Source organism: Pseudomonas sp. MYb193 (genome assembly GCF_002966775.1).
Lineage (GTDB): Bacteria > Pseudomonadota > Gammaproteobacteria > Pseudomonadales > Pseudomonadaceae > Aquipseudomonas > Aquipseudomonas paracarnis.
Window position 1 is genome coordinate 855,767 of record NZ_CP023269.1, and the last position, 22,291, is coordinate 878,057.

General features: G+C 61.5%; 20 protein-coding genes. 5 read left to right on the top strand and 15 right to left on the bottom strand.

From position 1 onward, the window contains the following. Positions 1–4 precede the first annotated feature (4 nt). The 11 genes from CLM72_RS03795 to CLM72_RS03845 form a co-directional block, all read right to left on the bottom strand. Complete coding sequence (locus tag CLM72_RS03795) at positions 5–496, bottom strand: DUF2878 domain-containing protein (RefSeq protein WP_105225671.1); 492 nt, start codon at positions 494–496, stop codon at positions 5–7. Continuing rightward, entirely contained in the window at positions 489–1,760 is a 1,272-nt protein-coding gene (locus CLM72_RS03800; protein ID WP_105225672.1) for a cyclopropane-fatty-acyl-phospholipid synthase family protein, read from the bottom strand. The genes CLM72_RS03795 and CLM72_RS03800 overlap by 8 nt, the downstream gene beginning before the upstream one ends. Beyond that, a complete protein-coding gene (locus tag CLM72_RS03805) occupies positions 1,747–2,556 on the bottom strand; it encodes a DUF1365 domain-containing protein (protein ID WP_069868935.1) in 810 nt (269 codons plus the stop codon). Before CLM72_RS03805 ends, CLM72_RS03800 begins: the two co-directional genes overlap by 14 nt. Next, positions 2,553–3,800, bottom strand: coding sequence for an NAD(P)/FAD-dependent oxidoreductase (locus tag CLM72_RS03810; RefSeq protein WP_105225673.1), 1,248 nt, complete (start codon positions 3,798–3,800; stop codon positions 2,553–2,555). The genes CLM72_RS03805 and CLM72_RS03810 overlap by 4 nt, the downstream gene beginning before the upstream one ends. After that, entirely contained in the window at positions 3,797–4,579 is a 783-nt protein-coding gene (locus CLM72_RS03815; protein WP_105225674.1) for an SDR family oxidoreductase, read from the bottom strand. The genes CLM72_RS03810 and CLM72_RS03815 overlap by 4 nt, the downstream gene beginning before the upstream one ends. Then, positions 4,576–4,998 carry a nuclear transport factor 2 family protein gene (locus CLM72_RS03820; RefSeq protein ID WP_105225675.1) on the bottom strand — a complete coding sequence of 141 codons (423 nt, stop codon included), beginning with the start codon at positions 4,996–4,998 and terminating at the stop codon, positions 4,576–4,578. Before CLM72_RS03820 ends, CLM72_RS03815 begins: the two co-directional genes overlap by 4 nt. Further along, the gene (phrB, locus tag CLM72_RS03825; RefSeq protein ID WP_105225676.1) at positions 4,991–6,433 is read right to left on the bottom strand and encodes a deoxyribodipyrimidine photo-lyase; all 1,443 of its coding nucleotides are present in this window, start codon (positions 6,431–6,433) and stop codon (positions 4,991–4,993) included. Before phrB ends, CLM72_RS03820 begins: the two co-directional genes overlap by 8 nt. Beyond that, a complete protein-coding gene (locus tag CLM72_RS03830) occupies positions 6,434–7,363 on the bottom strand; it encodes a MerR family transcriptional regulator (RefSeq protein WP_105225677.1) in 930 nt (309 codons plus the stop codon). 3 nt (positions 7,364–7,366) lie between these two features. Then, positions 7,367–8,326, bottom strand: coding sequence for a DUF523 and DUF1722 domain-containing protein (locus CLM72_RS03835; RefSeq protein ID WP_105225678.1), 960 nt, complete (start codon positions 8,324–8,326; stop codon positions 7,367–7,369). Positions 8,327–8,438: 112 nt separating this feature from the next. Next, a complete protein-coding gene (locus CLM72_RS03840) occupies positions 8,439–8,654 on the bottom strand; it encodes a TIGR02450 family Trp-rich protein (RefSeq protein WP_014716848.1) in 216 nt (71 codons plus the stop codon). Then, positions 8,651–9,637 (bottom strand): NAD(P)/FAD-dependent oxidoreductase, encoded by a 987-nt coding sequence (locus CLM72_RS03845; RefSeq protein WP_014716849.1) that lies wholly within the window; start codon positions 9,635–9,637, stop codon positions 8,651–8,653. The genes CLM72_RS03840 and CLM72_RS03845 overlap by 4 nt, the downstream gene beginning before the upstream one ends. Positions 9,638–9,849: 212 nt before the next feature. On the opposite strand from CLM72_RS03845, the gene CLM72_RS03850 reads away from it, so the two are divergent. Next, positions 9,850–10,749: a TIGR01777 family oxidoreductase gene (locus CLM72_RS03850; protein WP_105225679.1), complete on the top strand. Its 900-nt coding sequence runs from the start codon at positions 9,850–9,852 to the stop codon at positions 10,747–10,749. Positions 10,750–10,763: 14 nt separating this feature from the next. Beyond that, positions 10,764–11,789 (top strand): ferrochelatase, encoded by a 1,026-nt coding sequence (hemH, locus tag CLM72_RS03855; protein ID WP_105225680.1) that lies wholly within the window; start codon positions 10,764–10,766, stop codon positions 11,787–11,789. A 67-nt stretch (positions 11,790–11,856) separates the two neighbouring features. Here hemH and CLM72_RS03860 read toward each other — a convergent pair whose 3' ends face one another. Together CLM72_RS03860 and algW are read right to left on the bottom strand one after the other, a co-directional pair. Beyond that, positions 11,857–13,950 (bottom strand): TonB-dependent siderophore receptor, encoded by a 2,094-nt coding sequence (locus CLM72_RS03860; protein WP_105225681.1) that lies wholly within the window; start codon positions 13,948–13,950, stop codon positions 11,857–11,859. A gap of 112 nt (positions 13,951–14,062) precedes the next feature. Further along, positions 14,063–15,223, bottom strand: coding sequence for a Do family serine endopeptidase AlgW (algW, locus tag CLM72_RS03865; protein WP_003188388.1), 1,161 nt, complete (start codon positions 15,221–15,223; stop codon positions 14,063–14,065). 101 nt (positions 15,224–15,324) lie between these two features. On the opposite strand from algW, the gene CLM72_RS03870 reads away from it, so the two are divergent. From CLM72_RS03870 to cysN, 3 genes are all read left to right on the top strand, one after another. Then, entirely contained in the window at positions 15,325–16,083 is a 759-nt protein-coding gene (locus CLM72_RS03870) for a Nif3-like dinuclear metal center hexameric protein (RefSeq protein ID WP_003188389.1), read from the top strand. A 253-nt stretch (positions 16,084–16,336) separates the two neighbouring features. Next, positions 16,337–17,254, top strand: coding sequence for a sulfate adenylyltransferase subunit CysD (gene cysD / locus CLM72_RS03880; protein WP_003171640.1), 918 nt, complete (start codon positions 16,337–16,339; stop codon positions 17,252–17,254). Between the two features lie 9 nt (positions 17,255–17,263). After that, complete coding sequence (cysN, locus tag CLM72_RS03885) at positions 17,264–19,162, top strand: sulfate adenylyltransferase subunit CysN (protein WP_105225682.1); 1,899 nt, start codon at positions 17,264–17,266, stop codon at positions 19,160–19,162. A 111-nt stretch (positions 19,163–19,273) separates the two neighbouring features. On the opposite strand, the gene CLM72_RS03890 is transcribed toward cysN, so the two are convergent. Together CLM72_RS03890 and pta are read right to left on the bottom strand one after the other, a co-directional pair. After that, positions 19,274–20,173 (bottom strand): acyltransferase, encoded by a 900-nt coding sequence (locus tag CLM72_RS03890; protein ID WP_105225683.1) that lies wholly within the window; start codon positions 20,171–20,173, stop codon positions 19,274–19,276. Then, positions 20,174–22,273 (bottom strand): phosphate acetyltransferase, encoded by a 2,100-nt coding sequence (gene pta, locus CLM72_RS03895; RefSeq protein ID WP_003188396.1) that lies wholly within the window; start codon positions 22,271–22,273, stop codon positions 20,174–20,176. Positions 22,274–22,291 lie beyond the last annotated feature (18 nt).

The window sequence follows — 22,291 nt, forward strand, 5'->3', positions numbered from 1 at the left end:
GGCGTCAGTGTTCCAGCCTCTGCGCAACCCCGTGTAACAGCGGAAAGAGCATGGCCCATAACAGCGCCAGGCCGATCAGTGTTGGGGTGGTGCCGTACGCAAAACTCACACCTGCCAATTGACTGCCGGCGTAATAAGACAACGGCCCGCCCACCGCGCCAAGCAGGCTGGCCAGCCACCAGGGCCGTGCGCTCCAGGCCAGGCAATGGCGCAAGGTGGTGGCCAGCAACGCCCACAACAGTATCAGCCACAGCGGAATCAGTGGCCCCGGCGTATTGAACTCAAACACGCCAAGCCCTCGCAGCGCCGTATCGACCAGTGTTCCCAGCACCGTCACGGCCAGAATCACTTGCCCCTCCCTGGCCCAGGAACTTATCCACAGCAGGTGCGCGCCCAGCGCCGCGATGCCGATCAGCAGCCAACGGCTATCGCCGCCGAGCACGCAGGCAAACCAGCCGCACTGAAACAGCACGGCATTGGCCAGGGATTTAAGCACTGAAACGCCCGAGCAGCGGCGGATTGATGGCCGCCGGTTTGGCCAGCAGCAACTGCGCGGTGCCGATGGTGCGCTCCATAAAGCCGCCTTCGCAGTAGCACAGGTAAAACTCCCACAGGCGCAGGAAGTATTCGTCATAACCGAGTTCCGCAAGACGGCCATGGGCGCGGCGAAAGTTTTCATGCCACAGGCGTAGGGTGCGGGCGTAGTGCAGGCCGAAGTCTTCCATGTGCAGCAGGTTCATGTCGGTGTCGCGGCTGACGATCTGCAGCATGTTTTGCACACAGGGCAGCGCGCCGCCGGGGAAGATGTAGCGCTGGATAAAGTCGACGCTGCGCTTGGCCTGTTCAAAGCGTTGTTCTCGAATAGTGATGGCTTGCAGCAGCATCAGGCCGTCGGGCTTGAGCAACTGGGCGCATTGTTTGAAATAGGTGGGCAGGAAACGATGGCCCACCGCTTCAATCATTTCGATCGACACCAGCTTGTCGTACTCACCGGTGAGGTCGCGGTAATCGCTCAGCAGCACGGTCACACGATCTTGCAGGCCCGCCGCCTGAATACGCTGCGCGGTGTAGGCGAACTGTTCCTTGGACAGGGTCGTGGTGGTGACCCGGCAGCCGTAATGCTGCGCCGCATACAGCGCCATGCTGCCCCAGCCTGTACCGATTTCCAGCAGATGGTCGCTGGGCTTGAGCGCCAGTTTCTGGCAGATGCGCGCTAATTTGTTCAGTTGTGCCTGTTCCAGGGTGTCATCGGGGGTCAGGAACTGCGCCGCCGAGTACATCATGGTGGGGTCGAGAAATTCTTCGAACAGGTCGTTGCCCAGGTCGTAATGGGCGGCGATGTTTTTTTGCGAGCCTTTGCGTGTGTTGCGGTTGAGCCAGTGCAGGCCCTGAGTGAACGGCCGGGTCAGGCGGGCCAAGCCGCCCTCCATGGCGTCGAGCACCTCCAGGTTGCTGACCATCACCCGCACCACGGCGGTGAGGTCGGGGCTGGTCCAATAACCATGGATAAACGCTTCGCCGGCGCCGATCGAGCCATTGGCCGCCACCAGCCCCCATACCGCCGCGTCGAGAATCTGGATCTCGCCCAGCAGGTGTGCTTCCCGTGCGCCGAAGACTTGCCGCTCGCCATCCTCGATGATGACCAACTGGCCATGGCGCAATTGGCTGAGCTGGCGCAACACGCCTTTGCGCAATAGCGCAGCGGTCATGCCGTTGACGTTCAGGCGGTTAGCCTTGACCGATAAGCTAGGGGATTTCATGGTGGCGATCCTTGGTATACCCGACTGCGGTGCGAGAGGCGCCATCGGCGGCCTGGTGGGAAAAAATCGGAGTGCGTTTGAGCAGCAGGCGCAAGGCTTGCCAGTAGATCGCAAGGCCGGTCTTGGCGGTCATCCAGGGAAAGCGCCACAAATAGCGATGCAGGCTGGCGCGGCTCAGTGCCTGTTTTTCCAGGCTCAAGGTGGCGTCGAAGACTTTTTGCGTGCCCTGCCAATCGGCCATGTGCACGCCGAGCCTGGCGGCGGGCGGGCTGAAACTCATGCGGTATTCCAGCTCGCGAGGCAAAAACGGCGACACATGGAAGGCCTTGGCCACGGCGAAATGCTGGTGCTCATCGGCGCCCAGTGCCTGGGCGGGCAGCACGTAGTGATAGCGCTCGCGCCATGGGGTGTTGGTCACTTCACACAGGATCGCGGCCAGTTGCCCATCAGCCTCGAAGCAGTAGAAGAAACTCACCGGGTTAAAAGCCAGGCCCCAACTGCGGGCCTGGGTCAGCAGGCAGATAGCGCCCTGGGGTGTTTGCCCCAGGGCCTTGCCGACTTCCTGGCGCACGGCATCGCTCAGGCTCATGCCGTGGCGCGTGAATTCACGCAGGTAATCCTGCTGGCGGAAACCGAAAGGCGCCAGGCGACCCGTGCCGGCCAGCGGCGAGAGCCCCAGTACTTCATCCTCTTCACTGAGGTCCAGGTACAACAGGCCGATGCGGTAACGAAAGGCGTGGGCCTTGGGCGTAAACCGGCGATGGGCGATCCAGCCGCTGTACAAGGCGCTGTTCACAGGGTTTCCCCAAACGCCTGGGCCACGCGCAGAGCGCTGACCACGCCATCTTCGTGAAAGCCGTTGGCCCAGTAGGCCCCGCAGTAAAAGGTATTGCGCACGCCGTTCAATTCTTCCCAGCGTGCCTGTGCGGCGACTGCGCCCAGGCTGTATTGCGGATGGGCGTAGGTGTAGCGCGCCAGTATCTTCAGCGGGTTGATCATCGGCGTCTGGTTGAGGCTGACGCAAAAGGTAGTGGCGCTGTCGATGCCTTGCAGGATGTTCATGTCATAGGTGACGGCGGCCTGTTGTTGCACGTTGCCCGTCAGCCGATAGTTCCAGCTGGCCCAGGCCAGTTTGCGGTCGGGCAGCAGGCGTGTATCGGTGTGCAGCACCACGTCGTTGTCGGCGTAGGGCAGGGCACCGAGGATCTGCTGTTCGGCCTGGCTGGGGTCATCGAGCAAGGCCAGGGCCTGATCGCTGTGGCAGGCGAACACCACGCGGTCGAAGGTTTCGCTGCCGGACGGGCTGTGGATAACCACACCCTCGTCGCTGCGTTGCACCTTATGCACAGGGCTGTTGAGCCGTATCTGTTCGCGAAAGCTGCGGGTCAGCGGCTCGATATAACAGCTGGAGCCGCCCTCGATCACGCACCATTGCGGGCGGTTGCTCACCGAGAGCAAGCCGTGGTTCTTGAAGAAGCGCACAAAAAACTGCAGCGGAAACTTGAGCATATCGGCCAGGGACATCGACCAGATGGCCGCACCCATCGGCACGATGTAATGCCGGATAAATCTGGGGCCATAACCGCCGGCGATGAGGTAATCGCCCAGGGTCATGTCGGCGCTGATGCGCTGCTCTTGCAAGTCCAGGGGCGCCTGGCGATTGAAGCGCAGGATATCGCGCAACATGCCCCAGAACCCCGGCGACAGAATATTGCGGCGCTGGGCAAACAGGCTGTTGAGGTTGTTGCCGTTGTACTCAAAGCCTGTGCTTTGGTCGTACACCGAAAAACTCATCTCGGTGGGTTTGAACCTGACCCCGATCTGCTCCAGCAGACGGATGAAGTTGGGGTAGGTCCAGTCGTTGAACACAATGAAGCCCGTGTCCACCGCATAGCTTTTGCCGTCGACCGTCACGTTGGCCGTGTGTGTATGCCCGCCAATGCAGTCATTGGCCTCGAACAGCGTAATGTCGTGGCGACGGCTGAGCAGGTAGGCGCTGGTCAGCCCGGCGATACCGCTGCCGATAATGGCGATCTTCACAGGTCGTCCTTCTTCGGTGGCGGGCTGCGCAGCATGCGTTTGCCGATGATCAGTTGCGCGCGGTTGGGGAGCTTCGAAAGCGGCCACAAGGTGGCAATGAACAGGGCCGGAAAGGCGATTTCCAGCGGGCGTTTTTCCAGCTTGGCGAAGATGTGCTTCGCGGCTTTGTCGGCTGGCCAGCTCAGGGGCATCGGGAAATCATTGCGCTCGGTCAGCGGCGTGTCGACAAAGCCTGGGCTGATCACAGTGACATCGATGTTTTCCGGCGACAGGCCGATACGCAGGGATTCGAACAAGTAACGCAGGCCGGCTTTGGACGCCCCGTAGGCTTCGGCGCGAGGCATGGGCAGGTAGGTCACGGCACTGGCCACGCCCACCAGGTGCGGGGTGCGCCCTGCGCGCAACAGTGGCAGCGCGGCCTCGATGCAATAACTGCTGGCCAGCAGGTTGGTACGCACAACGTGCTCGATGATCGAGGCGTCAAATTGCCGGGCGTCGACGTATTCACAGGTGCCGGCGTTGAGGATCACCGTGTCCAGCGAACCCCAGACCTCGCTGATACGCTCGCCGATCTCGCGCACGGTCTGGCTGTTGGTCAGGTCGCCGGCCACCACCAGAACCTGGCCTGGATATCGAAGGGCGAGGGCATCCAGCGGGCCTTGGGTGCGGGAACTCAGGGCCACGTGGGCGCCGCTGGCGAGCAACTCCACGGCCAGCGCCGCACCGATACCACTGCTGGCGCCGGTCAGCCAATAACGACGGGGCGGTGTAAGGCTCATCCCATTCTCCTTTTCAGCCAACGAATAACGCGACCCAGTAGGGGGACATGTTCATAGAGCAGGGCGCCGGCATCGAAATAGTCGCGATGGCGGTAAACCTTGTCGTGCCACATCAAATGAGAACAGCCTGGCACCTCGATCACCTGGCCGCCGGCCAGGCGTGGGTGACGAAAACGCATAGTCCAGCGCAGGTAGCCCTCGCCTTCGGCCACGGTATCGAAACCGTGGAAGTCAAAATGCAGCTCGCTGACGTTGCTGTACAAGTCGGCAAAGTAACGCCGCAACGCTGGCAGGCCCTGTACTTCATGCAGGGGGTCGGCAAAGGTGATGTCCTCGCTGTACAGGCGGCCGAGCAGGTGCAGGTTGTGCTTGTCCAGCGTGGCGAAGGTGTGGGCAAACTGGTGCAGGAAGTCACTCATGTTCGGCCATCTCCTGACGCGAAGGCAGCCGGCGAAATGCGGCCAAGGCGCGCTCGCGAGACTGTTTCAAATCGACGATGGCACGCGGGTAATCCGCCACGCCGAACAGGCCCCCAGCCGCTTCGGGGTTGTGCACTTGTTTTTTATTCAGCGCGGCCAGTTCCGGGAGCCAGCGTTTGATGAACACGCCGTCACCGTCGAATTTTTCCGATTGGCTCAGTGGGCTGAATATCCGGAAATACGGCGCCGAGTCGGTGCCGGTGGACGAACTCCATTGCCAGCCGCCGTTGTTGGCCGCCAGATCACCGTCGATCAGGTGGCGCATAAAGAAGCGCTCGCCTTCGCGCCAGTCGATCAGCAGGTTTTTGGTCAGGAACATCGCCACCACCATGCGCAGGCGATTGTGCATCCAGCCGGTTTCCAGCAATTGGCGCATGGCCGCGTCGATGATCGGCAAGCCGGTGCGCGCCTGTTGCCAGGCGGCCAGGTCTTCGGGCGCCTTGCGCCAAGCCAGCGCTTCGGTTTCCGGGCGAAACGCGCGGTGGCGGGAAACCCGTGGGTAGCCGACCAGGATGTGCTTGTAGAACTCGCGCCACAGCAGCTCGTTGATCCAGGTGATGGCGCCGATGTCGCCGCTTTCGAACTCGCCCTGGTTGGTTTGCAGCGCGGCGTGCAAGCACTGGCGCGGCGAAACCACACCGGCGGCCAGGTAGGCAGAAAGCTGACTGGTGCCGGGCTTGGCCGGGAAGTCGCGTTCATCCTTGTAATAGCTGATCTGCTGATCGGCGAAGGCATCGAGGCGACGGCGCGCCTCGTCTTCGCCAGCGGGCCAGAGGGCGCGCAAGGTTTCGCTGGGTGCCTGGAACCCTTCGACTGCGGTCGGCACAGGGTCACTCTGCACCCCAAGCTCGGCCTGGGCCTTTGGCGTCGGCACCACGCAGGGCAGGGCGCTGTGCAGGCGGCTGTAGCAGACCTTGCGGAACTGGCTGAACACCTGGAAGTAGGTGCCGGTCTTGGTCAGCACACTACCCGGCTGGAAAAACAGTTGGTCCAGGTAGCTGTGGAAGGTCACGCCGTCAGCTTCCAGGGCCTGGGCCACGGCGCGGTCGCGGCGGCTCTCGTGAGCGCCATATTCCTCGTTGACGTGTACCGACTCCACCGACAGCTCGCGGCATAGTTGGCTCAGTACCGTCGGCGCCTGGTCCCAGGTCGCGGCGTGGCGTATTAACAGCGGGATGTTGAGGTTGCCCAGTACCTGGCTCAGGTGCTGCAAGTTGCGCAGCCAGAAATCGACTTTGCACGGCGCATCATCATGCGCCTGCCATTGCTCGGGCGTGATCAGGTAAACAGCCGCGACGGGGCCGCGCTGGCACGCGGCCGCCAGGGCAGTGTTGTCGTGCAGGCGCAAGTCGGTGCGCAGCCAGATCAGATGCATTTAGACAATTCCACGCTGGATCAATAATTGATGGGCCGCCAACAGGTCCTCGGCCACGGACAACTCAGGGATGTCCTGGGTTAATACGCCCAACTCGGCGTGGTGGATGCACACCGTTGGTCCGGCAATCACGGTTGGGCAATGGATGCCTCCCAGCAGTTTGCTGAGTGCCGGCACTTGCAACGCCTTGCTCGAATACAGCAGCACCGCACGGGGTTGCAGGTGTTCCACCGCCAGGGCCAGTTCGCCGACCGGCAGTGGCCAATCGAATACTTCCACCGGGCAATCGGCACTGCTGGCCAGCCAGGCGCTGAGCCACAGGTGGGGTTCCAGGGGCAGGTCGGAATGATTGACCAGCAACAGCGGCGCGCCGTGGAGTTGACGATTGTTGTGATAGATCCGTGCGCCGAACTTGCTGCGCAACCAGGACAGGAAGAACACCCGCTCCATCTGCGCGCCGAACTGGCCCTGCCAGCGTTGTTCCAGCTCGTTGAGCAGCGGTAGCATCAATTGCTCGCACAACGTGCGTGGCGGGTAGAGCGCCATGGCCTGGTTGAACGCGTCATCGACCCGACGCTCGGCCAGTTCACTGATGGCACTCACCAAATGCTGGCGCAGGCTCTGCCACTCGTTTTCCATCGGCTCCGGGCTGCCTTGTGCGGAGTCGATCAGCCCTTTGACCTGGCTGACCGGCACGCCGCGATTGAGCCAGGTGAGGATGGCCTGGATGCGTTGCACATGTTCGGCGCTGAACAACCGATGCCCTTTGGGCGTGCGCTGGGGCACGATGAGGCCGTAGCGGCGCTCCCACGCGCGCAGCGTCACCGCATTCACGCCGGTCTGGCGCGCCACCTCGCGGATCGGCAGCCAGCCGTTTTCCAGGGCCAGGGCGAGGTCTTCGCCGGGTTCGTCGAGCAGGGCAGGTTTCATGGGTTAGATCGCATTACGCAGGCTGAGGTTTTCCGGGTGCGGTTGCAGGTAAGCCTGCTGCGCGATGTAGCGGTCCGGGTGTTGGCGAAAGTGGTGCTTGAGCAGGGTCAGCGGCACCACCAGTGGCACGATGCCGTGGCGGTATTGGCCGATGACGGTCTGCATTTCCTGTTTGTCATCGGCACTGATGGCTTGCTTGAGATAGCCACTGATGTGTTGCAGCACATTGGTATGGGTACCGCGAGTCGCGCATTTTTTCAGGCCCGCCATCAGTTCACTGAAATAGCCGTCGGCCAAAGCTTGCAGGTCAATGCCCTTGCCCATGCTGCCGAGCAAGTGGCCCAGGCTTTTGTAATGCGCCGGGCTGTGGGCCATCAGCAGGTACTTATAGCGCGAGTGAAACGTCAGCAAGCGGTGACGGGTAAGGCCGTCGGCCAACAGTTGCTGCCAACTGGCGTACACGAATACGCGGGTGAGGAAGTTTTCCCGCAGCACCGGGTCGTTCAGGCGACCGTCTTCTTCCACCGGCAGGTTGGGGTGGCGGGCACAAAACGCCTGGGCGTAAATGCCGCGCCCACCACCGTCGCCGGGCGTGCCGTTGTCGCGGTACACCTTGACCCGCTCCAGGCCGCAGGACGGTGACTTTTGCATGAAGATGTAGCCGCACAGGTCGGTATGTTCCCGGGCCATTTGCTGGCCGTAATCGTCCAGTGGCTGAGTGACATTGAGCGCAGGGTTTACGCTGCCCACGGCCTGCGGTTGGTTGGGGTCCCCGACCAGGCGGATCGCTTGCCGAGGAATGCCCAGGCCAATGGCAACTTCAGGGCACAACGGGACGAAATCGAAATAGTCACTGAGGGTCTGGCTGCATAGCAGGGACTGTTTATGACCGCCATTGAAGCGCACGTTCTCACCCAGAAGGCAGGCGCTGATGGCGATCTTCGGTTTCACACGGCTGGACATAAGCAAACCTCTGCAAGAATCCTATACAAGCTACAAATCTTGTACAACTAAATCTCATCATAGGCTCGATGTTGTACAAGTCAAATAATTTGTACAGGTTTGTGCCGCCGCGTTATTTCCAGCCGATTTTCCAGTCCTCAGCGTTTTTCAGGGTTTGCCACGGCAGGCGTTCAGCGCGCCGGGTGAGGATGGCCTGCAGTTCGATGTCCAGCACCGTGCCCTCGTCGTCACGGAACAATTCGGTGACCAGGAAGTGTTTTTCCTTGTGGCGGGGATGAGCTGCCGTCCATTTTGACAGCAGCAGTTTGGCGGGGTTGATGCGGTTCATTGCAGGTGCTCGATCAAGCGTCGCGCCGCTTCCTGGCCACTCAACCAGGCACCTTCCACACGGCCGGAGAGGCACCAGTCGCCGCAGACGAACAAGCCCAGGTCGGCGTCGGCCAGCACCCCGAACTCATGGCTGCTGGATGGACGTGCGTAGAGCCAGCGATGCGCCAGGCTGAATGACGGCGCAGGCATGGCGCTGTGCAGCAATTCGGCAAAGGCGCCGTGCAGGTGTTCGATCACCGCTTCCTTGGGCAGGTCCAGGTGGGCCTTGCTCCAGGCGCTGGTGGCGTGCAGCACCCAGGTGTCGAGGGTGGTATCGCGCCCGGGCTTGCTGCGGTTGCGCGCCAGCCAGTCGAGGGGGCTGTCTTGCACGAAGCAGCCCTCCATCGGCGTATCCAGGGGCTTGTCGAACGCCAGGGCGATGGCCCAGGTCGGGTCCATTTTCACCCCGGCGGCGGCGCTCGCCAGCTTGGGCGCGGCGGCCAGCAGGGCGGTGGCTTGGGGCGCCGGCGTGGCAATGATCACGTGACTGAAAGGGCCGTGATTGCCGCCGTCCGCGTCGAGCAGGTTCCAGTGCTGTGTGCCCTGGAACACCTCGGTGATGCGGCAACCAAACTCCACCGGCAAGTCGTCGAGCAGGGCGCGGGTGATGGCGCTCATGCGCGGCGTGCCCACCCAGCGGATCTGCTCATCAGGGGAAGGCGTCAGTTGCCCGGACTTGAAGTTATACAGCTGGGGCTTCCACTGCTCGGCCCAGCCGTTGCTTTGCCAACGCTGCACTTCGTTGACGAAGCGTCGGTCGCGAGCGGTGAAGTATTGCGCGCCCATATCCAGCGCGCCGGCGTCGCTGCGCTTGCTGGACATGCGGCCACCGCTGCCGCGGCTTTTATCGAAGAGTTGCACTGCATGCCCAGCGTCTTGTAACGCTCGGGCGGCGGAGAGACCGGCGATGCCGGTACCAATGATCGCGATGGGAACAGTCATGGGAGGCCTCGTTTTACCGTTGGGTACAGACTACGCCGACACCAATAGCTGTACAATATTGTTTTTTGGTATAAGTTTTGGCGTGCCTGATTGTGTGGCGTGACCTATGGTTAAGCTAAGGCTTGAACCCCCGTCACGCTCAATTATCAAATTGATCCCTGCTTATAAAATAGACCAGTGAGCGGCGGCGAACGTTACATGAGGAGAGTCCCATGCATATTTTGCTGACCGGCGGTACCGGCTTGATCGGGCGTCAACTCTGCAAGCACTGGCTCGCGCAAGGCCATCACCTGACGGTGTGGAGCCGGCAACCGGAAACGGTCGCCCGGGTGTGCGGTGCGCAGGTGCTCGGAGTGGCTTGCCTACAAGAGGTGATTGGCACGGTGGACGCGGTGGTCAACCTGGCAGGCGCGCCTATCGCCGACCGGCCTTGGACCCACAAGCGCAAGGCATTGCTGTGGAACAGTCGCATTCACCTCACCGAAACCTTGCTGGCCTGGATGGAAAGCCTGGAGCAAAAACCGGCGGTGCTGATCTCCGGTTCTGCGGTGGGTTGGTACGGCGACGGCGGCGAGCGCGAACTGACCGAAGCCAGCGGCCCGGTGCTGGACGATTTCCCCAGCCAGTTGTGTATCGCCTGGGAGGAAACCGCCCAGCGTGCCGAAGCCTTGGGCATTCGCGTGGTGCTGGTGCGTACGGGGTTGGTGCTGTCTGCCGAGGGCGGCTTTTTGTCGCGCCTGCTGCTGCCTTTCAAACTGGCGCTGGGTGGGCCGATTGGCAATGGACGGCAGTGGATGCCCTGGGTGCATATAAAGGATCAAATCGCCCTGATTGATTTTCTTCTGCACAAGCAAGACGCCAACGGTCCTTATAATGCCTGCGCGCCACACCCGGTGCGCAACCGCGAATTTGCCAAGACCCTGGGCCAGGTGCTGCACCGCCCGGCGTTCATGCCGATGCCGGCATTTGCGTTGAAGGTTGGCCTGGGTGAGTTGTCCGGCTTGTTGCTGGGCGGGCAAAAGGCTTTGCCTGAACGGCTGCAGGCCGCAGGTTTCACTTTCCAGTTCACTGAGTTGCGTGCGGCTCTGGACGACTTGTCCAGCCGCCTCTAAAGATAGGATGTTGCATGACCGATCACGCGTTGTTACTGGTCAACCTGGGTTCGCCAAAGTCCACTTCGGTGGCCGATGTGCGCAGCTACCTCAATCAGTTCCTGATGGACCCTTATGTGATCGACTTGCCGTGGCCGGTGCGGCGCTTGCTGGTATCGCTGATCCTGATCAAGCGCCCCGAGCAATCGGCCCATGCCTATGCGTCGATCTGGTGGGATGAGGGTTCGCCGTTGGTGGTGCTGAGCCGCCGCCTGCAGCAGCAGATGACCGCGCAGTGGACCCAGGGCCCGGTGGAATTGGCGATGCGTTACGGCGAGCCGTCCCTGGAAACGGTCCTGACACGCCTGGCCGCCCAGGGTATTCAAAAAATCACACTGGCGCCGTTGTACCCGCAGTTTGCCGACAGCACCGTCACCACGGTGATAGAGGAAGCCAAGCGAGTGGTGCGCGACAAGCAACTGAATGTGCAGTTTTCGATCCTGCAACCGTTCTACGATCAGCCTGAGTACCTCGATGCGCTGGCGGCGAGTGTGCGCGCTTATGTGGAGCAGGATTACGATCACTTGCTGCTAAGTTTCCATGGCTTGCCTGAGCGTCATCTGACCAAGCTCGACCCCACGGGCCAGCACTGCTTCAAGGATGCGGACTGCTGCAAGAACGCATCCCCTGAAGTGCTTGCCACCTGTTACCGCGCGCAGTGCTTCAGCGTGGCGCGGGATGTGGCCGAGCGGCTGGGTTTGCCGGAGGGCAAATGGTCGGTGGCGTTCCAGTCCCGCCTGGGCCGGGCCAAGTGGATCGAACCCTACACCGAGGCACGCCTTGAGGCATTGGCCCAGCAAGGCGTGAAGAAGTTGCTGGTGATGTGCCCGGCGTTCGTCGCCGACTGTATTGAAACGTTGGAGGAAATTGGCGATCGCGGTCGCGAGCAATTTCGTGAAGCGGGGGGCGAGGAGTTGGTGTTGGTGCCTTGCCTGAATGACGAGCCGCAGTGGGCGGCGGCCCTTAATACCCTGTGCGAACGAGCGCCGACGACGCTGTAACCCGGGCCGGATTAAGATCAAAATGTGGGAGGGGGCAAGCCCCCTCCCACATTTAGTCCTATGTTTGTCAGAGGTTGAGGGTCAGGCTAACCGTGAAGTTTCGCGGCTCACCCGGGTTGACCCAATAGTTGCTGTAGGACCGCTCGTAGTACTTTTCATTGAACAGGTTGTTGAGGTTCAGCCCCACCGTCACGTTCTGCGTAGCCTTGTAATGGGCCAGCAAATCCACGGTGTGGTAGGCGGGCAGTTCGAAACCCGTGCCGGCTTCGCCTGAGCGTTCACCTACGTAGGTGAACGCTGCGCCCAGGTCTGAGCCACGCAACGCGCCGTCCTGGAATTCGTACACGCCCAACACACTGCCACTGCGCTTGGCCACGCCCAGAATGCGGCTGCCCGTAGGAATGGTTTTGTCGCCCTTGGTCACTTCGGCGTCGATGTAGGCCAAGGCGCCGATCACGCGGACTGCGTCGGTCACTTGCCCGGTTACTTGCAGGTCGAACCCCTGGCTGCGGGCCTTGCCCATGGCGCGGTTGAGGTTGGTCGCCGGGTCCAGGGTCAGCACGTTTTCCTTTTCGATATGAAAGGCCGCCAGGGTAGCGCTGAGGCGGTCGTCAAACAGCTCGCTCTTGATTCCCACCTCATAACCCACGCCTTCTTCGGGCTTGAAGGACTTGCCACCGGCATCCAGGCCGCTATTGGGCTTGAACGACGTGGAGGCGTTGGCAAACACGCCGACTTCTGGCGTGAGCTGGTAGAGCAGGCCGGCGCGTTGAGTGAAGGCGTCGTGGGTTTGGCGGCCCTTGGCGTGGTTGCGGGTGAAGTCGTCGGTGCTTTGTTTGAAGTGTTCGAAGCGCGCACCGATCATGCCGCGCAGGCGGTCGGTGAAGATGATCTGGTCTTGCAGGTTCAGTGCGTGGCTTTTGGTCTGTTCGAAGAAGTCGGTGCCGGAGCGTTTGCCGTTGGGTTTGAGCTGGCCGTACACCGGCTTGTAGATGTCGATGGGATAGTCGCCAGCGATCGCCGTCACACGCTCTTTCTTACGGTAATCCTCGTATTCGGTGCCGATCAACAGTTCATGTTGCCAACTGCCTATATCGAACACCCCGCGCAGTTCCAGCTGGGTGATGCTGTCATGCCAACCGGTGGAGCGTTCACGGTAGCGGCGATTGACGCTGTGGCCGTCTGCGTTCAACGCTCGGCTTTCCGAAGCATCGCCCCACAGGCTGCCTTGCTTGTAATGGCTGGCCAGGCGCAGTTTCCAGGCGTCGTTGAGGTGGTGTTCCAAGGCCGCCTGAATGCGGTTGTTGTGGTTGCGGATATTGCCGTCGTTGGGCTCGCCGAGGAAGGTGGAATGGGACATGCCGGTATTGGCGACGATGCCTCGGTCGAAGGTGGAACTGTGGCGCACGAACTCACTTTCCACCAGCAGGGTGGTGTCCGGGTCCAGTTGCCAGCTGAAGGAGGGCGCAACAAACACACGCTTGGCGTCGACGTGATCGCGAAAGCTGTGGTTGTCTTCAACGGCCAGGTTCACTCGCGTCAGCACGCGCCCCTCGCTGTCCAGCGGCGTATTCACATCCAGCGCCGTGCGGTAGCGGTCCCAACTGCCGGCGCTGGTTTGCAGCGTGGTGAAGGCCTCGGGCTGGGGTTTCTTGGTGACGATATTTACCGTGCCGCCGGGATCGCCACGCCCATACAGGCTGGCGGCGGGGCCCTTGAGCACTTCAATGCGCTCGATATTCGCCGCGTCCGGGGTACTGGGGTAACCACGGTTGGCGCTGAAACCATCCTGGTAGAACTCGGACGTGGTGAAGCCGCGCACACTGTATTCGTAGAGAGTCAGGCCGCCGAAGTTGTTTTGCTTGGATACGCCGCCGGCGAATTCCAGGGCGCGCTCCACGCTGGTACTGCCCAGGTCTTTGAGTACCGTGGCCGGAATCACGCTGATCGATTGCGGGATGTCGCGCAAGGCCGTGTCGGTCTTGGTCGCACTGGCAGAGCGGGTGGCGCGGTAGCCGTCGACCGGGCCGGTGGCGGATTCATAGGCGTCGGAAGTGACGCTGATGGTGTCCAGTTCCAGGGTGTTTTCTTCGGCGTAGGCAGGGTCGAGCAGCAAACCCAGGGCCAGGCCGGCCAAGGGCACAAACTTTCGAGACGGCATGATAGAGCGTTCCAATAGCGATATTGAAACAATATAACATGCCTAATGAGAATGAATCGCTAAGAAATGTAGCCTTACCAGCGCCCGCGAGCGGGCGCTAGGATCGCGACAGTTATTGCTCTTCTTTCACTGGCGCGGTCGCCGGTGGTGGGCGCAGGCCGATTTCCGCCGACAGTTTGATCTCCTTGCCGTTGCGCATCACCAGGATCGCCACCTTGTCGGTCGGCTTGATCCGCGCCACCTGGTTCATCGACTTGCGGCCATCACCCGCCGGGGCGCCGTCGATGCTGAGGATCACATCGCCCAGTTGCAGGCCGGCTTTCTGCGCCGGGCCGTCGCGGAAGATCCCCGCTACCACGATGCCTGGACGCCCGGTCAGGCCAAATGACTCGGCCAGTTCCTTGGTCAAGGGCTGTACTTCAATGCCCAGCCAGCCGCGAATCACCTGGCCGTGCTCGATGATCGACTTCATCACTTCCATCGCCAGCTTCACCGGGATCGCAAACCCAATGCCCTGTGAGCCGCCGGACTTGGAAAAAATCGCGGTGTTGATGCCAGTCAGGTTGCCATTGGCGTCCACCAGCGCACCGCCCGAGTTGCCGGGGTTGATCGCCGCGTCGGTCTGGATGAAATCTTCGTAGCTGTTAAGGCCCAACTGGTTACGCCCGGTGGCGCTGATGATGCCCATGGTCACCGTTTGCCCCACCCCGAAAGGGTTGCCGATGGCCAGCGCCACATCGCCCACGCGCAAACCGTCGGAGCGGCCGAGGGTGATGGCCGGCAGGTTCTTCAGATCAATTTTGAGTACCGCAAGATCAGTTTCCGGGTCGCTGCCCACCACGCGGGCCAGGGTTTCGCGGCCGTCACGCAGGGCCACCACGATCTGGTCGGCGCCCGTGGTCACATGGTTGTTGGTGAGGATGTAGCCCTCGGGGCTCATGATCACGCCGGAGCCGAGGCTGGATTCCATGCGGCGCTGCTTGGGGCCGTTGTCACCGAAATAGCGGCGAAATTGCGGGTCTTCAAACAACGGATGCGCGGGCTTGTTGATGACCTTGGTGGTGTACAGGTTGACCACCGCCGGAGCGGCGATGACCACGGCATCGGCATAGGTCACCGGCCCTTGCACCACTGTGTTGGTCTGCGGCGCCTGTTGCAGGTTCACATCCAGTGTGGGCAGGCCCACCCACTGGGGATAACGCTGGATAATCAGCATCGCGATCAGCACGCCAGCCAACAATGGCCATCCAAAAAAACGCAGTGCCTTGAGCATCAAGTAAGTCCTGACAGGTTGCAGGGGGCGGGAGAGCGCCCATAATGTCGCGCATTATACGAGGCTGTGACGCCTGCGAACGGGATATTTAGGAGTCTTTTATGGCCGTGCCCCTTACTACCCTCGTCGAGGAAGCCGACCGCTACCTCGGCAGCGCCAAAATTGCCGATTACTGCCCCAATGGCCTGCAGGTCGAGGGCCGGCCCCAAGTGATGCGCATCGTCAGCGGCGTGACCGCCAGCCAAGCCCTGCTGGACGCCGCCGTCGAAGCCAAGGCCGACCTGGTGCTGGTGCACCACGGTTACTTCTGGAAGGGCGAAAACCCGTGCATCACCGGCATGAAGCAGCGCCGTCTCAAAACCCTGCTCAAGCATGACATCAGCCTGCTGGCCTACCACTTGCCCCTGGACCTGCACGCTGATGTCGGCAACAACGTGCAACTGGCTCGCCACCTGGACATCACCGTCGAAGGCCCGCTGGACCCCGGCAACCCCAAAGTCGTCGGCCTGGTCGGCTCCCTGGCCGAGCCCTTGTCACCTCGTGACTTCGCCCGTCGCGTGCAGGACGTGATGGGTCGCGAACCGCTGCTGATCGAAGGCAGCGAGATGATTCGCCGCGTCGGCTGGTGTACCGGTGGCGGCCAGGGTTACATCGACCAGGCGATTGCCGCGGGTGTCGATTTGTACCTGAGCGGTGAAGCGTCTGAACAGACCTTCCACAGCGCCCGGGAAAACGACATCAGCTTCATCGCCGCCGGCCATCACGCCACCGAACGCTACGGCGTGCAGGCCTTGGGCGACTACCTGGCGCGGCGCTTTGCCCTGGAGCATCTGTTCATCGACTGCCCCAATCCGATCTAAAGCACAGCATTGAACACTGTGGGAGCTGGCTTGCCTGCGATGGCATCACCTCGGTCAGCCTGAATGAGCGGGGCGCCTGTATCGCAGGCAAGCCAGCTCCCCCATTGACCGAGTTGAGCGCCAAACTCGGCGGCATATTCATATATCGTTTCGGTCTAGCTGGCGCCCTAAATAGAAGAAGTTGCTGTGCTAGCATGCCTCGCTCGAACACGGCCCGCTGGCCGTCCATAAGATCGTTTTTCCGTGAGTAACCATGGTCGACAAACTGACGCATCTGAAACAGCTGGAGGCGGAAAGCATCCACATCATCCGCGAGGTCGCCGCCGAGTTCGATAACCCGGTGATGCTCTACTCGATCGGTAAAGACTCCGCCGTGATGCTGCACCTGGCACGCAAGGCCTTCTTCCCGGGCAAACTGCCATTTCCGGTGATGCACGTCGACACTCGCTGGAAATTCCAGGAGATGTACAAGTTCCGCGACAAGATGGTCGAGGAGCTGGGCCTGGACCTGATCACCCACATCAACCCCGATGGCGTGGCGCAGAACATCAACCCGTTCACCCACGGCAGTGCCAAGCACACCGATATCATGAAGACCGAGGGCCTCAAGCAGGCGCTGGACAAGCATGGTTTCGACGCAGCATTCGGCGGCGCCCGTCGCGATGAAGAGAAATCCCGTGCCAAAGAGCGCGTGTACTCGTTCCGCGACAGCAAGCACCGTTGGGACCCGAAGAACCAACGCCCGGAGCTGTGGAACGTCTACAACGGCAACGTCAACAAGGGCGAGTCGATCCGCGTGTTCCCGCTGTCCAACTGGACGGAGCTGGACATCTGGCAGTACATCTACCTGGAAGGCATCCCGATCGTGCCGCTGTATTTCGCCGCCGAGCGCGACGTGATCGAGAAGAACGGCACGTTGATCATGATCGACGACGACCGCATCCTTGAGCACCTGTCCGACGAAGACAAAGCCCGCATCGTCAAAAAGAAAGTACGTTTCCGCACCCTTGGCTGCTACCCGTTGACGGGCGCGGTGGAGTCCGAAGCCGAGACGCTGACGGACATCATTCAGGAAATGCTCCTGACGCGAACTTCCGAACGCCAGGGCCGTGTCATCGACCACGATGGTGCAGGCTCGATGGAAGATAAAAAACGTCAAGGCTATTTCTAAGGGGCTGTCATGTCGCATGTATCTGATTTGATCAGCGAGGACATCCTCGCCTACCTGGGCCAGCACGAGCGCAAAGAAATGTTGCGCTTCCTGACCTGTGGCAACGTCGACGACGGCAAGAGCACCCTGATCGGGCGCCTGCTGCACGACTCCAAGATGATCTACGAGGATCACCTGGAAGCCATTACCCGCGACTCGAAAAAGTCCGGCACCACCGGTGACGATATCGACCTGGCGTTGCTGGTCGATGGCCTGCAGGCCGAGCGTGAGCAGGGCATCACTATTGATGTTGCCTATCGCTATTTCTCCACCGCCAAGCGCAAATTCATCATCGCCGACACCCCCGGCCATGAGCAGTACACCCGCAACATGGCCACTGGTGCGTCCACCTGTGACCTGGCGATCATCCTGATCGACGCCCGCTACGGCGTGCAGACCCAGACCCGTCGCCACAGCTTTATCGCTTCGTTGCTGGGTATCAAACACATCGTGGTGGCCATCAACAAGATGGACATCAACGGCTTTGACCAAAACGTATTCGAGTCGATCAAGGCCGATTACCTGAAGTTCGCCGAAGGTATCGCGTTCAAGCCGAGCACCCTGGCCTTCGTGCCGATGTCGGCGCTCAAGGGCGACAACGTGGTGAACAAGAGCGAGCGTTCGCCCTGGTATACCGGCCAGTCGCTGATGGAGATCTTGGAGACTGTCGAGATCGCCAATGATCGCAACTACACCGACCTGCGTTTCCCGGTGCAGTACGTCAATCGCCCGAACCTGAACTTCCGTGGGTTTGCCGGCACCCTGGCGAGTGGCATCGTGCACAAGGGCGACGAAGTGGTGGTATTGCCGTCGGGCAAGAGCAGCCGCGTCAAATCCATCGTCACCTTTGAAGGTGAGCTGGAACACGCAGGCCCAGGCCAGGCCGTGACCTTGACCATGGAAGACGAGATCGACATCTCCCGTGGCGACCTGTTGGTGCATGCCGACAACGTGCCGCAAGTGACCGACGCCTTCGACGCCATGCTGGTGTGGATGGCCGAAGAACCGATGCTGCCGGGCAAGAAATACGACATCAAGCGCGCCACCAGCTACGTGCCGGGTTCCATCACCAGCATCGTGCACCGCGTGGACGTAAACACCCTGGCCGAAGGCCCGGCGAGTTCGCTGCAGCTCAACGAGATTGGCCGGGTCAAGGTCAGCCTGGACGCCGCCATCGCCCTGGACGGTTACGACAGCAACCGCACCACTGGCGCGTTCATCGTGATCGACCGCTTGACCAACGGCACGGTGGCCGCGGGCATGATCATCGCGCCACCGGTGGGTCATGGCGGCGCGGCGCAGCACGGCAGCCTGGCGCATGTGGCCACCGAAGAGCGCGCCCTGCGTTTCGGCCAGCAGCCGGCCACGGTGTTGTTCAGCGGCTTGTCGGGCGCTGGCAAGAGCACTCTGGCCTATGCGGTCGAGCGCAAGCTGTTCGACATGGGCCGGGCGGTGTTCGTACTGGACGGCCAGAACCTGCGTCACGACCTGAACAAAGGGTTGCCGCAGGACCGTGCCGGGCGTACCGAGAACTGGCGTCGTGCCGCTCATGTGGCGCGTCAGTTCAACGAAGCCGGCCTGCTGACCCTGGCGGCTTTCGTTGCGCCGGATGCCGAAGGCCGTGAACAGGCCAAGGCGCTGATTGGTGCGGACCGACTGCTGACCGTCTACGTGCAGGCATCGCCGTTGGTGTGCGCCGAGCGTGACCCGCAAGGTTTGTACGCGGCCGGTGGGGATAACATCCCTGGCGAATCCTTCCCGTATGACGTGCCGCTGAATGCCGACCTTGTGATCGACACCCAAGCGTTGTCGCTGGAAGACAGCGTCAAGCAAGTGCTGGAACTGTTGCGTCAGCGCGGCGCGATCTAAGCTTTATAGCCGCACAAAAAAGCCCGCCACCGAGTGATCGGTGGCGGGCTTTTTACATATTCTCAAATGTGGACTCGGTTAATGTGGGAGCTGGCTTGCTTCCACATGTGATCAGCGGCTGGCCGGAAAGTCTTTGTGAAGCTGCTCCAGCAATGCATCCTTGTCTTGCCACAACTGGTTGATCCAGCCCTGGAACGCTAACCGATATTCCCCATCCTGCTCATAATTCTTGCCGATGAACTCGGCCGGGATCTGCACCTCTTCAAAGTGCACCACCACGTCCTTCACGTTGCCGCACAGCAAGTCCCAATAACCTGGGCGCCCGTCGGGGTAGTGGATGGTCACATTGATCAGTGATTTGAGCTGCTCGCCCATGGCATCCAGCACAAACGCAATGCCGCCCGCCTTGGGTTTAAGCAGGTAGCGAAACGGTGACTGCTGCTGCGCATGCTTGCCTGGCGTAAAGCGTGTGCCTTCGGCAAAGTTGAAAATTCCCACGGGGTTGTCGCGAAACTTCGCACAGGTCTTGCGTGTGGTTTCCAGGTCTTTGCCTTTCTTCTCCGGGTGCTTCTCCAAATAAGCCTTGCTGTAGCGCTTCATGAAGGGAAAGCCCAGCGCCCACCACGCCAGGCCAATCACCGGTACCCAGATCAGCTCTTGCTTGAGGAAGAACTTCAGCGGGCGAATGCGCCGATTGAGCACGTACTGCAACACCATGATGTCGACCCAGCTCTGATGGTTGCTGGTCACCAGGTACGAGTGCTGGTAGTCCAGGCCCTCAAGGCCAGTCAGGTGCCAGCGCGTACGCCGCACCAGGTTCATCCAGCCCTTGTTGTTGGTAACCCAGGCTTCGTGGGTGTGGTTCATCAGCCATTCGCTCAGGCGCTTGGCGAACGGCAGCGCCTTGAACAGCGCCACGATAAACAGGAACGAACACAGCAGGATCGTGTTCAGCGCCAGCAACAGCGAAGCGATCACCCCGCGCACGGCGGCAGGTAGAAAATCCAGCATTTAGATATCCATGGGTCGGTTGGCGGCTTGGATCGCCGTCAGGGCGATGGTGTACACGATGTCGTCCACCTGGGCGCCACGTGGCAGGTCATTGACCGGTTTGCGCAGGCCCTGAAGCATCGGCCCCAGGCTCACGCAATCGGCGCTGCGTTGTACGGCTTTGTGGGTGGTGTTGCCGGTGTTCAGGTCCGGGAACACAAAGACGGTGGCCTTGCCCGCCACCTGGCTGTTGGGCGCCAGTTGTCGGGCGACGTTTTCGTTGGCGGCGGCGTCGTATTGCAACGGGCCGTCGATCAGCAACGAACTTTGTTGTTCGTGGGCGAGCAGGGTGGCTTCGCGGACTTTTTCCACCTCCTCGCCGCTGGCCGAGTCGCCGCTGGAATAGCTGATCATCGCCACCCGTGGCGTGATGCCGAACGCGGCTGCCGAGTCGGCGCTTTGCAGGGCGATTTCCGCCAGTTCCGCAGCGCTTGGGTGCGGGTTCATCACGCAGTCGCCGTACACCAGCACCTGCTCGGGGAACAGCATGAAAAACACCGACGACACCAGGGTGCAGCCCGGCGCGGTCTTGATCAGCTGCAGCGCGGGGCGAATGGTGTTGGCGGTGGAGTGAATCACGCCGGAGACCAGGCCATCCACTTCGTCGAGGGCGAGCATCATGGTGGCGATCACCACGGTGTCTTCCAGTTGTTGCTCGGCCATGGGCGCGTTGAGGCTTTTGCTCTTGCGCAAGGCGACCATTGGCTCCACGTAGCGTTGGCGAATCAGGTCGGGGTCGAGAATCTCCAGGCCTTCGGGCAGGTCGATACCCTGGGCGCGGGCGACTGCCTCCACATCCGCAGGCTTGGCCAACAGCACGCACCGGGCAATGCCCCGGGCCTGGCAGATTGCGGCGGCCTGTACGGTCAGTGGCTCGCTGCCTTCGGGTAACACGATGCGTTTGTTGGCGGCCTGGGCGCGTTGGATCAACTGGTAACGGAACACTGCCGGCGACAGGCGCATCTCCCTTGGCGTGCCGCAGCGCTGGTGCAGCCAGCGCGCATCGAGGTGGCTGGCGACGAAATCGGTGATGATTTCCGCACGCTCGCGGTCATCGATAGGGATTTCCTTGTTGAGGCTATTGAGCTGGTTGGCAGTGTCATAGGAGCCGGTGCTCACCGACAACACCGGCAACCCGGCCTGGAAGGCGCCTCGGCACAGATCCATGATGCGCGGGTCGGGCAGGGTGTCGCTGGTCAGCAGCAGCCCGGCCAGCGGCACGCCATTGATGGCGGCCAGGCTGACGGCGAGGATGATGTCATCGCGATCTCCCGGGGTCACCACCAACACGCCGGGTTTGAGCAGCTCGACAGTGTTACGCATGGTGCGCGCGCAAATGATGATCTTGGTCATGCGCCGGCTTTCGTAGTCGCCGGCGTTGAGGATCTGCGCGCCCATCAGGTCGGCCACGTCGCGGGTGCGCGGGGCATTCAGCTCGGGTTGGTAGGGGATGCAGCCGAGCAGCCGGAAATCACCGCTGCGCAACAGCGGCGAATGCTCTTTGAGGCGCGCCGAGAACGCCTCCATGCTTTCGTCGGTGCGCACCTTGTTGAGGATCACGCCCAGCACTTTAGGGTCTTTGGGGCCGCCAAACAGTTGGGCCTGCAATTCCACACGGCCGGAAAGCTCGGTGAGCACTTCATTTTCCGGCGCCGAGACCAGGATCACTTCCGCGTCCAGGCTCTTGGCCAGGTGCAGGTTGACCCGTGCCGCGTAGCTGGCGCTGCGGGTCGGCACCATCCCTTCGACGATCAGCACGTCTTTGCCTACGGCTGCCTGTTGGTAAAGGGTGATGATCTCTTCGAGCAACTCATCGAGCTGGCCGTCGCCGAGCATGCGCTCTACGTGAGCCAGGCCCAGGGGCTGCGGCGGTTTCAGGCCGTGGGTGCGCGCCACCAGCTCGGTAGAGCGTTCCGGCCCGGTATCGCCAGGGTGTGGCTGGGCAATGGGTTTGAAAAAGCCGACTTTCAGGCCGGCCCGTTCCAGTGTGCGCACCAGCCCAAGGCTGATGGAGGTCAGACCCACACCAAAATCGGTGGGCGCGATAAAAAAAGTCTGCATGCGAATTCTCTGGAGGTG

Coding starts and splice junctions, on each gene's coding strand:
- CLM72_RS03850 (WP_105225679.1), top strand. CDS start 9,850: ATGCATATTTTGCTGACCGGCGGTACCGGCTTGATCGGGCGTCAACTC.
- CLM72_RS03820 (WP_105225675.1), bottom strand. CDS start 4,998: ATGAGTGACTTCCTGCACCAGTTTGCCCACACCTTCGCCACGCTGGAC.
- CLM72_RS03835 (WP_105225678.1), bottom strand. CDS start 8,326: ATGTCCAGCCGTGTGAAACCGAAGATCGCCATCAGCGCCTGCCTTCTG.
- CLM72_RS03840 (WP_014716848.1), bottom strand. CDS start 8,654: ATGAACCGCATCAACCCCGCCAAACTGCTGCTGTCAAAATGGACGGCA.
- CLM72_RS03860 (WP_105225681.1), bottom strand. CDS start 13,950: ATGCCGTCTCGAAAGTTTGTGCCCTTGGCCGGCCTGGCCCTGGGTTTG.
- CLM72_RS03800 (WP_105225672.1), bottom strand. CDS start 1,760: ATGAAATCCCCTAGCTTATCGGTCAAGGCTAACCGCCTGAACGTCAAC.
- CLM72_RS03870 (WP_003188389.1), top strand. CDS start 15,325: ATGGCCGTGCCCCTTACTACCCTCGTCGAGGAAGCCGACCGCTACCTC.
- CLM72_RS03815 (WP_105225674.1), bottom strand. CDS start 4,579: ATGAGCCTTACACCGCCCCGTCGTTATTGGCTGACCGGCGCCAGCAGT.
- algW (WP_003188388.1), bottom strand. CDS start 15,223: ATGCTCAAGGCACTGCGTTTTTTTGGATGGCCATTGTTGGCTGGCGTG.
- pta (WP_003188396.1), bottom strand. CDS start 22,273: ATGCAGACTTTTTTTATCGCGCCCACCGATTTTGGTGTGGGTCTGACC.
- CLM72_RS03890 (WP_105225683.1), bottom strand. CDS start 20,173: ATGCTGGATTTTCTACCTGCCGCCGTGCGCGGGGTGATCGCTTCGCTG.
- CLM72_RS03830 (WP_105225677.1), bottom strand. CDS start 7,363: ATGAAACCTGCCCTGCTCGACGAACCCGGCGAAGACCTCGCCCTGGCC.
- hemH (WP_105225680.1), top strand. CDS start 10,764: ATGACCGATCACGCGTTGTTACTGGTCAACCTGGGTTCGCCAAAGTCC.
- phrB (WP_105225676.1), bottom strand. CDS start 6,433: ATGCATCTGATCTGGCTGCGCACCGACTTGCGCCTGCACGACAACACT.
- CLM72_RS03845 (WP_014716849.1), bottom strand. CDS start 9,637: ATGACTGTTCCCATCGCGATCATTGGTACCGGCATCGCCGGTCTCTCC.
- cysD (WP_003171640.1), top strand. CDS start 16,337: ATGGTCGACAAACTGACGCATCTGAAACAGCTGGAGGCGGAAAGCATC.
- cysN (WP_105225682.1), top strand. CDS start 17,264: ATGTCGCATGTATCTGATTTGATCAGCGAGGACATCCTCGCCTACCTG.